We start from the raw sequence: 12,899 nt of genomic DNA on the forward strand, positions 1-12,899 counted from the left end.
CCATGAAAATTTTATCTATTCGAATAAAAAATCTGGCATCGCTTGCTGATGAACATTTTATTGACTTTGAAAGCGCACCTCTGGCCCATGCAGGTCTCATTGCAATTGTGGGGAAAACTGGCGCAGGTAAGTCGACCATTTTAGATGCGATGTGTCTGGCCTTATTTAATCGGGTTCCTCGCCTTAAAGACAGCGATGGTAAGTTAAAAGATGTTGATGGCTCTGAGTTGCTGACCAACTCTCCTTTAACTGTCTTACGCCGTGGTACAGGCCATGGTTTTGCTGAACTTTGCTTTATTGCGCAAGATCAAAAGCGCTATTTGGCTCGTTGGGAAATTAAACGTGCACGTGAAAACCCAAATGGTAAATTACAAAGTGTGCAGCGCCACTTAAAATGCTTGACCGATGGTGTAGTACTTGCCGACAAAGCCAAAGCGGTTGATGAAAAAGTTAAGCAAATTACCCAGCTTTCTTTTGAACAATTTACTCGTGCGGTGCTACTTGCCCAGTCCGAAGTAACCGCATTTTTAAAAGCTCGAGACAGCGAACGTGGTGAATTACTTGAGTACCTGACCAACTCCAGCATTTTCGCCAAAATCGGTGAACTGGCTTTTCGTAAAACAGCCGATATTGCAAAGCAGCGTAAACAGCTGGAAGAGTTTTTAGGCCATATTGAAATTTTGTCTGATGAAGAGATTGCTGCATTTACCGAGCAATACCAGCAAGCCGAACAAAACTATCAACAGTTAGAACAACAAAAACATGTCTTAGACAAACAGCAACAATGGTTTGAACGCAAAGCAAAACTTGAGCAAGAAGTTCAATCGAAACAGCAACAGTTTCAAACCCAGCAAAATCACCATCAACAACTGGCTAGTGAACGTGAGCAATTAAAACGACTCGAAGTTTTCTCTGAAATACGCCCACAAGTTTTTCAGCAAGCTCAAAATTTACAAACACTGCAACAACTTGAGCCGCAAATTCAGCAAGCTCAAACCAAGTTTAATGAGTTGGTACAAATTTTTGAAACGGGACAAAAACAATATCAACTTGCAGAACAACAGCTCAAACAAACACTCGATTTTGAGCAACAGCATCAACATGCTTTAAATCAAGTTCGACAATCCATTCAAGAACGTGCTTTTATTGCCGATGAATATAAAAAGTGCAAAGAAAAAAGACATGTACTTGAGCAAAAACTAAGCCCACTACAACAGCAGCAAAACGCTGTACAACAGCAGATTGCACAGCTTGAGCAGAACAAAATTCATTTACAACAGCAGCTGATCCAGACTCAGCAATATGCTGTATTAGATAAGGGCCTTTCAGCACATCTACATCAGCTTGGGCAATTTATTCAAAATTACCAAGCAATTGAAGAACAGCTCGGTAAGCCTACCCTTGCTCGCCAAAAGCTATCGGAAGCTAAAAGTGAACTTGAACAACTCACAGTTTCACTAGGCACCGTCGAACAGATTGAGTTAAAGCTTGAACAACAACGTAAAGATAAAGATCAGAAACTTGCTCAAGTCACGCAGTTAGATCTGATTCAACAGAAAATAAAAATTTATCATGAGCTATATGCTGAGCTTCAGCAATTCACCGAAAAACATACTCAAGCCTCCGCGCAAGAAGAGCAGCTTAAAACCGTTTGCCAGTTAGCTGAACAAGACTACCAAACAGCAAAAACTGAACGTGAAAAGTTACAGCACATCCTGCAACAGCAACGTTTACTACACACCGAAAATATTGAACAGTTACGTGCCAATCTTAAAGAAGGTGAAGCGTGTTTGGTCTGTGGAAGCATCCATCACCCCTACCGTGTTGACAATAGTGCAGTCTCTAAAGCGTTGTTCGATTTGCAGCAACAGCAAGAGCAACAAGCTATTGCACTCGAGCAAACTAAGTTTAATGCATGGCAAACCCAGCAACATGCGCTTACCCAGTGTCATGCTGAGCTTGAGCAAGTTCAGAAATATCTAGCTCAACTACAAGTAAAACAATCAAGCTTGCAGCAAGAGCTTAAGCAAGCGTTTAACCTCAATCAATTACACATTGAGCTTAATCAAGCTCCTGAACAAATCTTACAAACACTTAATGAGCTGAGACAAGCGACACAAACTGCCATAAGTTTATTTGACTCAGAAAATGTGCGTTTAACCCAAGCCATTAAACAACACAATCAACTTGTTCAAACTATTCAGCGTAATGAAAGTTTGCTTAATACAGCACAGCAATGGCAACAACAAGTTCAACATATTGTCGAGTGTTTATCAGAAACCGAACAGCACGCATGGCAGCAAGCAAGTAGCCAAACAGCTAAGCAGACTTGGGCTATTCTTGATGCACGTGCTAAGCAACTTGAGCAACAAGAACAGCTTTCACAGCGTTTTGAACAACAGCAGCAAGAACTTAAAATGCTGTCTGCTAGCCTTGAGCAAATGACCAAGCAAATTGATGAGATCGATCAAAATCTCCAAGAGATTACGCTTAAAGGCCAACAAAATAATGAAAAAGCGGTATCGCTCATTCAGCAAATGACGGGCCGTTCGGATATTAAGCCGCATGAATGGTTAATTGAGCATGACGCTAAACGTCAGCAACAACAAACGGCGTATCATGAGGCTAAACAGCGTTTCGAACAAACCAGACAACACTTTGAACAGCAAAAACAGGCGCTCGATCAACTTAAACATCAGTATCAACACACAGGACAACATCAACAGCAGATTGATGGGCAAATTCAAAACTGGTTAAAAGCCCATACTGATTTTCAGGCATCTGATCTTACGGCACTCATACAGATTAATTCAGCTCAAGAGCAAGATATTCGTAACCGTCTTAATCATGCCGAGCGTTTATTAAGTGAAGCCTCTTCTGCCCTTAAAACGATGCAAGAGCAATTAAGCGAGCACTTACAAACTCAGCCAGATATTGAATACGAAAAGCTCGTTACCCTCATTCAAGACAATATTGCAAAGCTCAAAGCACAGCTTGAAGTGCGTGACGGGCTAAAGCTGAAGCTTAAATTACATCAGCAAAACCTTGCCAAACAGCAAAAATACGCTGAGCAAATTCAAAACATTCAACAAGAAGAACATCGCTGGAGCAAAATTTCAGGCTTGATTGGTGATGCCAAAGGTAAAGAGTTCCGTGACTATGCTCAGCAATATCACCTAGATATTTTAGTTGAACATGCCAACCAACAGCTGGCGATGCTTTCTCAGCGTTATACGCTAAAACGTCTTGATCAGTCCTTAAGCCTTGCCATTATTGACCACGACATGGATGGAGAAACCCGCTCAGTTGCCTCTTTATCTGGCGGTGAGTCGTTCTTAACTGCCCTTGCCTTGTCTTTAGCGATTGCCAATATGGCATCGGGTTCAATGAAAATTGAATCACTGTTTATTGATGAAGGTTTTGGTACTTTAGATGCCTCATCTTTGCACATGGTCATGAATGCTTTAGACCAACTGCAAAATCAGGGACGTCAGGTCATTCTCATCTCACACATTCAAGAAATGCATGAACGCATTCCTGTACAAATTCAAGTGAAACCACTTGGCGCTGGTGCAAGTACCATTGAAATAGTGGGTTAAAAACTAAAAAGCCCCGACATCCTGTCGGGGCTTTTTTAGATTCTGCGTTGGTATGACTCCTGTCGTACCTGTCTGCATCCATTCATGACTTTTTATTGTTATTCTTAGAAACATCCTGTTTCCTGATGAGTTCATAGTACAAAAAAAGCGTGGTCTGCCATAGCCGCAAAAGGCCGCAATTTCTGTAAGAAATCGCTTACATCAGCCTTTTTGCGAATAGTCTCTAGCTCCAAATAAAGCTGTACCTACACGTACCATTGTTGAACCAGCGGCAATTGCGGCTTCTAAATCCCCTGACATTCCCATACTCAATGTATCCCAGTCTTCTGGATGAGCATGTTGGACTTTTACCGCATCAAATAATTTTTTGGCATCTGCAAAAGCAGCTGTATTGTCAGGAGCCGGAATCACCATTAAACCACGTAACCTGATTTTCGGTAGTTGACTCATTTGAGCAACCAACTCGGCAACGTCTTCCGGTGCACAACCATCCTTACTCTCTTGCCCATCAATATTGACTTGCAAACAAATATTAAGTGCAGCTTGGTCATCACCACGTTGGTTAGACAGGCGTTCTGCAATAATTAAACGATCTACCCCATGAACCCAATCAAACTGCTCGGCCAAATGCTTAGTTTTATTCCGCTGAACATGACCAATGAAATGCCATTCAATATCCAAATCCTGTAAAGCATCAATTTTATCTAAAGCTTCTTGCAAATAATTTTCGCCGAATGCCCTTTGCCCTGCTGCATACATTTCACGCAATCTTTCACTCGGATGAGTTTTCGATACGGCTAAAAGTTGCACAGTTTCAGGCGCACGCTGAGCAAGTTCACAAGCTGTTCTGATTTGCTGTAATACGTGCTGTCGCGCATCTTGCAGGTAATTCATTGACAAGGTTCTCATTTTCAAAAAACTTTTTTGCTTTTCACCTAAAGCGGGGTGTTGGTAAGCCTCGGTGAAAGCCGTATATTATTCTACAAAATAATGACATATTTTGATTTACTTGGGGAAATTATGGATATTACAGAGCTACTCGCCTTCTCTGTGAAAAATGGCGCGTCCGATTTACATCTTTCTGCTGGCATGCCACCAATGATTCGTGTTGACGGTGAAGTTCGTCGTATTAACTTACCAGCTCTAGAACATAAAGATGTCCACCGTCTTGTTTACGACATCATGAATGATAAACAGCGCCGTGACTATGAAGAAAAACTCGAAACTGACTTTTCTTTTGAAGTACCTAATGTTGCGCGTTTCCGTGTTAACGCATTTAACCAAAACCGTGGTGCTGGTGCAGTATTTCGTACCATTCCATCTAAAGTCCTCACCATGGAAGATCTAGGTCTAGGACAAATCTTTAAAGATATTTGCGACTATCCTCGTGGCATTGTACTGGTGACAGGACCAACAGGTTCGGGTAAATCAACTACGCTTGCAGCGATGCTCGATTATATTAACGAAAACCGCTATGACCATATTTTAACGGTGGAAGATCCAATCGAATTTGTACATCAATCTAAGAAATGTCTCATTAACCAGCGTGAAGTGCATCGTGACACACACGGCTTTAATGAAGCACTTCGCTCAGCACTGCGTGAAGACCCAGATATTATTTTGGTCGGTGAGATGCGTGACCTTGAAACCATTCGTTTAGCATTAACTGCTGCCGAAACAGGTCACTTGGTGTTTGGTACGCTCCACACCACGTCGGCAGCAAAAACCATTGACCGTGTGATTGACGTATTCCCTGCCGAAGAAAAAGACATGGTTCGTGCCATGCTGTCTGAATCTTTACAAGCGGTTATTTCACAAACCCTGCTTAAAAAGAATGGCGGTGGCCGTGTCGCAGCACATGAGATCATGATTGGTATTCCGGCTATTCGTAACTTAATTCGTGAAAACAAAGTCGCGCAAATGTACTCAGCCATTCAAACTGGTGCCAATCATGGCATGACCACACTCGACCAAAGCTTAAAAGGCTTAGTCGCTCGCGGTGTAATTAGCCCGCAAACGGCTCGTACTGCAGCAAAACAGCCTGAATCATTCTTATAAAAACAACAAAATAGCGAGAATACAATTATGGATTTTAATGACTTGCTCAACCTGATGGTTGAAAAAAAATCATCGGATCTTTTTATTACAGATGGCGTTGCGCCCTCTATGAAGATTAACGGGCAAATTGTTCCAATTTCAAAAAATAGTCTTTCAGGCGAAGTAATTGGTCAACTATTACATTCCATCATGAGTGAAAAACAACGCAAAGAATTTGCAGAAACTCGTGAATGTAACTTTGCCATTATGAACCGTGAAAAAACGGCGCGTTTTCGTGTCAGTGCTTTTCAGCAGCGCGACATGCCGGGCATGGTACTACGTCGTATTGAAACCAAGATTCCTTCAATTGATGACTTGCAGTTACCGCCTGTACTTAAAGATTTATCGATGACCAAACGCGGCATTATTATTTTCGTAGGCGCGACAGGTACAGGTAAATCCACTTCATTGGCTTCAATGATCAGCCATCGTAACCATAACTCTAAGGGCCATATCATTACCATTGAAGACCCGATTGAGTTTATTCACGAACATGCAGGTTGCATCATTACTCAGCGTGAAGTCGGGATCGATACCGACTCATTTGAAATTGCCTTGAAAAATACACTACGACAAGCGCCGGATGTGATCTTAATTGGTGAGATCCGTTCTCGTGAAGTCATGGACTATGCGATTGGCTTTGCTGAAACAGGTCACCTTGTATTAGCTACCATGCACGCTAACAACGCCAACCAAGCGCTCGACCGTATTATTCACTTTTTTGAAAGTGATCGTCATAGTCAGCTTTACATGGACTTGTCACTTAACTTAAAGGCTATGATTGCGCAGCAGCTCATTCCAACACCAGATGGTAATTCACGCCGTGCAGCAATTGAGATTTTAATTAACTCACCATTAATTTCAGACTACATCCGTAAAGGTGAAATTCATGAAATTAAAGATTTGATGAAACGCTCACGTGAACTTGGTATGCAGACCTTTGACCAAGCTTTATTTGATTTATATAAAGCTGGTCAAATTACCTACAAAGATGCACTTAAACATGCTGACTCACCGAACGATTTACGTTTAACCATTAAACTTGCTGATGAAGGTCCCGATCAATTATCAGACGGGAAACAGCATTTAACTTTTGACCGCCAGTAATTTCTTCATAAAAAAAGGAAGGTTAAACGTAACCTTCCTTTTTTATTTGTTTTCTTTATGTGAAAACGATTATTTCTTGCGCAATGCTTCCTGACATTCAGGTTCATTACAGTAACCATAGAGATTTAATGAGTGACCCGTTAAGGTAAACCCATGTTGTTCTGCTACAGAATGCTGTTCTTTCTCGATAACATCATTAGTAAATTCAATGACTTTGTTACAGTTTTGGCATACTAAGTGATCGTGATGATCTTCTTGCATGATTTCGAAAACAGAATGGTTATTTTCAAAATGATGACGTTGAATAATACCCGCAGCTTCAAATTGTGTTAACACACGGTAAACTGTTGCAAGTCCGACATCTTCCCCTTGCTCTAACAAAGTCTTGTAAATATCTTCGGCGCTAAGATGATGTTGTTTTGAATTTTCTAATAATTCCAAAATCTTAATTCGTGGAAGGGTAACTTTAAGTCCAGCTTTGCGCAAATCTTGATTGGAAATAGGCATGAAAAAAGGTCTCTCAACAAATCTCAAGTTGGAATAGGCAATAGAATTTAGATGAAGTATGATCTATCCTTTGATCAAATGCATCATAATTTATTGGGATAGTGTAGCAAAATGCAAAAACTCGTGCTGACGTTATTCGTCACTTCACTCCTAGCTGGTTGTTCAATCTTTGGTGTATATAAGGTTGATATTCCTCAAGGGACTCCATTGACTAAAGCTCAAGCCTCTCAAGTACAGGTCGGCATGAATTTCCAGCAAGTGCGCTTTTTGCTTGGTAGCCCAACAGTGACTGATCCCCTCAATCCACAACGTTGGGACTATATCTACAACTATATCCCGGGAACATATGCTAAAAAAGCGAAAATCCCCGCAGCACATGGTCAGCATTTAAAAATTTACTTTGATGGAACTGGAACCGTAACTAAAATTGAAGGTTTAGAGACTATTCCAGAATCGCAACCAGGTTTACCTGCTTCCAAAGAAGCAATTTTAACTGCCCCACCACTATAATCGTTTTTTCTAATAAAAAGAAACCCCTCTAGTGAAATACTTGAGGGGTTTTGCTTATTGAGCTGATTGCTTAAAGCGATTGCCTTTAATGTATCTGCCTACAGGGTTTTTCGCAGCACGTTTCCGGCGAATATCTTTTGGATTAATCGTTAATGGTCGATAAACCTCAACTCGATCACCCGCGTGTAATACCGCATTAGTTTCTACTTTTACTCCAAAAATGCCGAGCTGAAGTGGTTCAGGCAAATCAACTTGATTTGATAAACCACTTGCTTGAACTGCCTGTGCAGCAGTCATTCCCTCTTCAAATGGAACAGAAATTAAAAACTGTTGTTCCGGTACCGCAAAAGCGACCCAAACTTGTTGTGTACGTTCCATTAGATACTTTGTCCAATTACAGCAATCATTGCCACAATAGTTGAAAGCGGCAATACGATACGTACAGCAATACGCCATAGGTTATAAAAAAGCTCATTGCTGAAATTCATCGATTTACGCAAGTGGCTAATTTTCATAATCCAACCTGCAAAAATTGCATAGATTAAGCAAATAAGTAAGCCCCACAGCATAAGAATAAGCGTGAATAAATTATGAACTTCCGGCACAGCCCAAACTGCAATTGCTACAACAATAATCACCCATTGTAAAACAGGCATAAGCTGACGCTGAGCAAGTTGTTCTCTAGCCAACTGCACAAATAACGCGGATGTCATTACACCAGTAAATATCCACGTTAAAACAGGTAATTGAGCCTGAAGCGAGAAAAAGCCAAAAGCAACCACAGCAATGAGCTGAGCTAACCAAATTGGAAGAACAGTTTTTGTTGCTCCTTCTTGCGCCTGAACAGCACCTACACTATTTTGCCAGTAAAGCCCTAAACCTAACCCGCTCGCGACAAGTGCAAGTACAGTTGCATTACCCCACTCCTTAAACTCAACACTGGTCCAATGCCAAGGTTGTAAAGTCGAGCCCATCATATTTGCCAACACAATAGAAGCGATTACTCCTAAGGTCATTAATAGAATAAGTATTTGGCGTGGAATAAAAGATAATACCAAGGCAGCAACTGCAAGGCCTGCAAAAATAATTTGACCGGAAATGCTTGGGGCAAACTGTGCAACTAATATATTGCTCGCAGTACTTAGAACGTTACCCGCTAAGAAAGGAATAAAAACAACAGCAAGCCAGCCAACCACACGCCATTTAGGGGAACTATCAGCTTCACGAGTTAAACTCGATAACGCATTTAAAGCGGTTGTTTTTGATCGTTTTGCTAAAGCAATTTCCAAATAACAAACTGGTAATGCCAATAACAACATAGTGCCAAACCACAATAACCAGAAATCGATTTGACGATCTATCTGGATTCCCATGGTTGGTGCCAAAGTGGCCATGATGACAAAAGATAAGCAAAACGCCATAAGAGGCGATAACCATCGTGACATAGGTATGTCCTGCATTATGCATTCCTTGAAAAAGTCTATAGATATTTTGCCCGTCTCATGCATGAAAATCAAAGTTTGCACAATAAAAAAAGCAAACCACCGAAACGATAGTTTGCCGCGCTAACTGTATATTAGAGTTTTTTTAGTTAAGGTTATGAGAAAAAACGGGCGAACCAGTTCTTTCCTTTCTTCTTTTCTTTTTCTCTAATAATCCCCATCATATTTTCTTTTACTGCCCCCACATAATCGGCATCATCATGTTGAATATGGTTAATTAACCATTTAGCCAAGATCTCTTGTAATTCTGCTTCAATCGTATGGCCCATTTCAAAACGTTCACGATATAACTCTATTTTTTTAATAAACAAGTCATGTACACGTTTATGAGGCACTCTATATTTATAATCCGCTTCCTCTTGTAAACTTTCTTCAAAGGTAAAATGTGATTGCGTATAATCAATAATATTGTCTAAAACATCTTTAATACGACGTCTATCCTCATCATCTTTTACATCATCAATCTCATTAATATAATCCAGTATTCGTTTATGCTGCTCATCAATAACGTCAATACCAGTATTATATTCTGAAGCCCATTTCATTTTCATACATCACCCCCAATGATGTTCAATGACTGTTGCATAAACTGCATCTTATCTTTAAAGGGTATAAATAAAAACAAAGCTATTTTGTCGGCTTTAAATAAATAAAAATGAATAAATAAATAAGTTTTTGATTTTTAAAAAATTAATTAATATTAACCAACTAAAAAGATAAAGTATTTTTTAAACAAAATACTTTATTATTAAATAAACAAAAATATATATTTCTTAAGAAATTACATTTCTTTCAATAAAAAATTAATATTGGTCAGCACGAGTAATACGCTTAAGTTCAGGATTTTTCTCTTCACGTATTAATCTTTCAACTTGAGTAATCGCTTTTTTTATAGGTTTACCATGTTGAAATAAAATCATTTCACCAGGTTGATAAGCAATCCATGTTTCATTATGAGTTAAAGGCTCAGTGGTAATTACTGCAACTCGATCTTCAGGAGTCGTCACCTGACTAAAATCAACCTCAACATCTAAATCAATTAAATGTGCATTATTAAATGGATATTCTCGAACTAACCAATGTAATTTGGTAATCGCATAACTAAATAAAGCTTGTCCATTCGATAAACAGAAATTAAATGTCCCATATTCTGCAATTTGAGGAGAAATCTTTTCTAATACTTCAAATATCTGCTCAAGCGTTGGTTCTTCATAACCAAATACTTCGACCAGTTGATCTAATAAATAACAAAATGCTCTTTCGCTATCGGTATTCCCTACCGGCGTAAAACGTCCGCTCAAGGGTGGATTAAAATCATGTAAATCGCCATTATGGGCAAAAATCCAGTGACGTCCCCATAACTCCCGAATAAAAGGATGTGAGTTCTCAAGCGTAATTTTGCCTTGAGTCGCCTTACGAATATGTGCGATTACATTACGTGATTTAATGGGATAATTACGAATAAGATCAGCAATTGGTGATTCAACTGCAGACTGGTTATCTACAAATAAACGGCATGCCTTATCTTCAAAAAAGGCAATACCAAAACCATCACTATGGTCAGAGGTAATTCCTGCGCGTTGTGAAAAACCACGGAAAGAAAAAGTGATATCCGTTGGTGTTGCACAATTCATTCCTAATAGCTGGCACATATTGTTTTTAAACTTTCACTTCATTACCCCATGCGTACTATTGTGCATGAGAGTAAATTGGCTTGTAAATCCCAATATGCGCTCGCTATTACAAAATATAAGATAACTTTATCGCTGAGCCATTTTGTTCATTACAAACGAAGTGGCAATTTTATTCACTTCTAAAAATACAAAGTAATCGAGACAGTTAAATTCAGCATCAAAGAAGGCATCTTTAGATAATTTAGACTGCATACTCAAATACATTTGGAATAGTTTCGGCATCCGCTCATCTTGAGGGAAACTAAACTCCGGATATTCAGGTTCATAGATTTTCTTAGAACGAATATCGATGGTTTTAATGTCCGGTAACTGCTGAATTTGACGGTGCGTATAGTACGCTCTAGCCAAATTATCTTGCAGATGAATACTGACACATCCCATCAAATATTTAGCACGCATTGACCACAATACTTTAGGTGCAAGATTCAGCCATAATGTTGAAAGTGCCTTACCATTACGAAAACGTGGATGCACACAAGTACGCCCTATCTCTAATACATTTGGCAAATGCGACAAGTGTGGAACAATGTCAAACTCATTAGCACTGTAACTTTGCCCTATTTCATGGCCTTGAAAGAGCTTAAGTCGTGTATAAGCAACTATCTCTCCTGTCCATTTTTCTCTTAATACAGCATGCTCACAGCCAAAATCGTAAATATCTTGATCTAAATTATCTTCAAATTGAATGCCGAATTGTTTACTAAATTGTTGTGCACGAAACCGTTGTACATCTTGTAATTCTTTTAAATTATCAACCCATTCAAAGCGGAATTGTGTTTGATTGTTAGCCTTATGGCGATTTAAAGGTAAAGTCCAGGTTTGGCGATATTGATTAAATTTTTCCAGCATAATGAACGCTCCTAGTGACACCCACTACACTAGTCAAAGCTCATGACAAAAAAATGACCAAAATTAAATGGCATAAAAAAAGACCACTTAGCGTGATCTTTTAATAAAAAATAATAAGGTTTAGTGAGTTGTTTGTGTACGGTTAGAAATAAGCGTACCAACCCCGTGATCTGTAAAGATTTCAAGTAATGTTGCGTGCGGTACACGACCGTCAACAATATGTGCGCTCACAACACCACCTTTTACAGCGTCAAGGGCACAGCCTACTTTAGGAATCATTCCACCGTAAATTACGCCTGTTTCGATTAAACGGTCAACTTCTTGTGTCGTTAAACCGGTTAAAAGGTTTTTGTTTTCATCTAATACGCCACTAATATTAGTCAGCAGAATTAATTTTTCTGCGCCTAATGCTTCTGCGACCTTCCCAGCCACCAAGTCAGCATTAATATTGTAAGTATTACCTTTTTCATCAACACCTAATGGAGCAATAACAGGAATAAAGTCGCTTTGAGTAAACATCTCTAATACGTCAGTTTTAACCCCGGTCACCTCACCAACCATACCTAAATCGATATGTTTGATAGAACCGTCCTCTTCTTGTTTTTCCATTAATAATTTACGGGCACGTAATAGGTTGCCATCTTGACCAGTCAAGCCAATTGCACGGCCGCCGTGTTTATTAATCAAATTAACAATAGATTTGTTTACGCTACCGCCTAGGACCATTTCAACCACTTCCATCGTAGCTTCATCGGTCACACGCATACCATCAATACGGTCAGACTCACGTCCTAATTGCTTTAAGAAAGAGTCAACTTGTGGGCCACCGCCATGCACAACAATCGGGTTTAAACCCACAGTTTTAAGTAAAACGATATCGCGGGCAAATGAACTTTCCAATTCAGGATCAGTCATCGCATTACCACCGTATTTCACCACCAGCGTCTTACCAGAAAAACGTTGAATATATGGCAAAGCTTCAATCAAGATTTTTGCTTTGTCGACGCCGAGATGCTGATCTTGTGGCATTGCGC

Annotated in this window: 12 protein-coding genes; 4 read left to right on the top strand and 8 right to left on the bottom strand. The window is 39.7% G+C overall.

Annotated features, from left to right (window positions below; translation table 11 throughout):
• Positions 1-2: 2 nt before the first annotated feature.
• Positions 3-3,599, top strand: a complete 3,597-nt coding sequence (locus G9371_RS15360; RefSeq protein ID WP_002058592.1) for an AAA family ATPase — start codon at positions 3-5, stop codon at positions 3,597-3,599.
• 201 nt (positions 3,600-3,800) lie between these two features.
• Here G9371_RS15360 and G9371_RS15365 read toward each other — a convergent pair whose 3' ends face one another.
• Positions 3,801-4,493 carry a YggS family pyridoxal phosphate-dependent enzyme gene (locus tag G9371_RS15365; protein WP_001108520.1) on the bottom strand — a complete coding sequence of 231 codons (693 nt, stop codon included), beginning with the start codon at positions 4,491-4,493 and terminating at the stop codon, positions 3,801-3,803.
• 126 nt (positions 4,494-4,619) lie between these two features.
• Here G9371_RS15365 and G9371_RS15370 point away from each other — a divergent pair, with 126 nt between their 5' ends.
• Entirely contained in the window at positions 4,620-5,657 is a 1,038-nt protein-coding gene (locus G9371_RS15370; RefSeq protein ID WP_000355489.1) for a type IV pilus twitching motility protein PilT, read from the top strand.
• Between the two features lie 27 nt (positions 5,658-5,684).
• Entirely contained in the window at positions 5,685-6,803 is a 1,119-nt protein-coding gene (locus G9371_RS15375; RefSeq protein ID WP_000347036.1) for a PilT/PilU family type 4a pilus ATPase, read from the top strand.
• A gap of 69 nt (positions 6,804-6,872) precedes the next feature.
• On the opposite strand, the gene fur is transcribed toward G9371_RS15375, so the two are convergent.
• Positions 6,873-7,310, bottom strand: coding sequence for a ferric iron uptake transcriptional regulator (fur, locus tag G9371_RS15380; protein WP_001122847.1), 438 nt, complete (start codon positions 7,308-7,310; stop codon positions 6,873-6,875).
• A 111-nt stretch (positions 7,311-7,421) separates the two neighbouring features.
• On the opposite strand from fur, the gene G9371_RS15385 reads away from it, so the two are divergent.
• Positions 7,422-7,820: an outer membrane protein assembly factor BamE gene (locus G9371_RS15385; protein WP_001170994.1), complete on the top strand. Its 399-nt coding sequence runs from the start codon at positions 7,422-7,424 to the stop codon at positions 7,818-7,820.
• Positions 7,821-7,874: 54 nt separating this feature from the next.
• Here the strand turns inward: G9371_RS15385 and G9371_RS15390 are convergent, their stop codons facing one another.
• The 6 genes from G9371_RS15390 to argB all read right to left on the bottom strand — a co-directional run bounded on the left by G9371_RS15390 (position 7,875) and on the right by argB (position 12,894).
• Positions 7,875-8,198 carry an RnfH family protein gene (locus G9371_RS15390; protein ID WP_000442589.1) on the bottom strand — a complete coding sequence of 108 codons (324 nt, stop codon included), beginning with the start codon at positions 8,196-8,198 and terminating at the stop codon, positions 7,875-7,877.
• A complete protein-coding gene (locus G9371_RS15395) occupies positions 8,198-9,265 on the bottom strand; it encodes a hypothetical protein (RefSeq protein ID WP_004835750.1) in 1,068 nt (355 codons plus the stop codon). Before G9371_RS15395 ends, G9371_RS15390 begins: the two co-directional genes overlap by 1 nt.
• Positions 9,266-9,417: 152 nt before the next feature.
• Positions 9,418-9,873 (bottom strand): bacteriohemerythrin, encoded by a 456-nt coding sequence (locus G9371_RS15400; RefSeq protein ID WP_000782976.1) that lies wholly within the window; start codon positions 9,871-9,873, stop codon positions 9,418-9,420.
• Positions 9,874-10,125: 252 nt separating this feature from the next.
• Complete coding sequence (locus G9371_RS15405) at positions 10,126-10,974, bottom strand: class II glutamine amidotransferase (RefSeq protein WP_000336554.1); 849 nt, start codon at positions 10,972-10,974, stop codon at positions 10,126-10,128.
• Positions 10,975-11,082: 108 nt separating this feature from the next.
• Positions 11,083-11,865 (bottom strand): GNAT family N-acetyltransferase, encoded by a 783-nt coding sequence (locus G9371_RS15410; RefSeq protein ID WP_000890282.1) that lies wholly within the window; start codon positions 11,863-11,865, stop codon positions 11,083-11,085.
• Between the two features lie 120 nt (positions 11,866-11,985).
• On the bottom strand, positions 11,986-12,894 hold the full coding sequence (gene argB, locus G9371_RS15415; protein WP_001135419.1) for an acetylglutamate kinase: 909 nt from the start codon (positions 12,892-12,894) through the stop codon (positions 11,986-11,988).
• Positions 12,895-12,899: the final 5 nt, after the last annotated feature.

The organism is Acinetobacter sp. EKM10A (assembly GCF_011075215.1).
In the GTDB taxonomy this organism is placed as follows: Bacteria; Pseudomonadota; Gammaproteobacteria; order Pseudomonadales; family Moraxellaceae; genus Acinetobacter; species Acinetobacter baumannii.

What these genes read in the sequence shown, in the direction of transcription:
- G9371_RS15360 (WP_002058592.1), top strand. Translation starts at nt 3, where the DNA reads ATGAAAATTTTATCTATTCGAATAAAAAATCTGGCATCGCTTGCTGAT.
- G9371_RS15365 (WP_001108520.1), bottom strand. Translation starts at nt 4,493, where the DNA reads ATGAATTACCTGCAAGATGCGCGACAGCACGTATTACAGCAAATCAGA.
- G9371_RS15370 (WP_000355489.1), top strand. Translation starts at nt 4,620, where the DNA reads ATGGATATTACAGAGCTACTCGCCTTCTCTGTGAAAAATGGCGCGTCC.
- G9371_RS15375 (WP_000347036.1), top strand. Translation starts at nt 5,685, where the DNA reads ATGGATTTTAATGACTTGCTCAACCTGATGGTTGAAAAAAAATCATCG.
- fur (WP_001122847.1), bottom strand. Translation starts at nt 7,310, where the DNA reads ATGCCTATTTCCAATCAAGATTTGCGCAAAGCTGGACTTAAAGTTACC.
- G9371_RS15385 (WP_001170994.1), top strand. Translation starts at nt 7,422, where the DNA reads ATGCAAAAACTCGTGCTGACGTTATTCGTCACTTCACTCCTAGCTGGT.
- G9371_RS15390 (WP_000442589.1), bottom strand. Translation starts at nt 8,198, where the DNA reads ATGGAACGTACACAACAAGTTTGGGTCGCTTTTGCGGTACCGGAACAA.
- G9371_RS15395 (WP_004835750.1), bottom strand. Translation starts at nt 9,265, where the DNA reads ATGTCACGATGGTTATCGCCTCTTATGGCGTTTTGCTTATCTTTTGTC.
- G9371_RS15400 (WP_000782976.1), bottom strand. Translation starts at nt 9,873, where the DNA reads ATGAAAATGAAATGGGCTTCAGAATATAATACTGGTATTGACGTTATT.
- G9371_RS15405 (WP_000336554.1), bottom strand. Translation starts at nt 10,974, where the DNA reads ATGTGCCAGCTATTAGGAATGAATTGTGCAACACCAACGGATATCACT.
- G9371_RS15410 (WP_000890282.1), bottom strand. Translation starts at nt 11,865, where the DNA reads ATGCTGGAAAAATTTAATCAATATCGCCAAACCTGGACTTTACCTTTA.
- argB (WP_001135419.1), bottom strand. Translation starts at nt 12,894, where the DNA reads ATGCCACAAGATCAGCATCTCGGCGTCGACAAAGCAAAAATCTTGATT.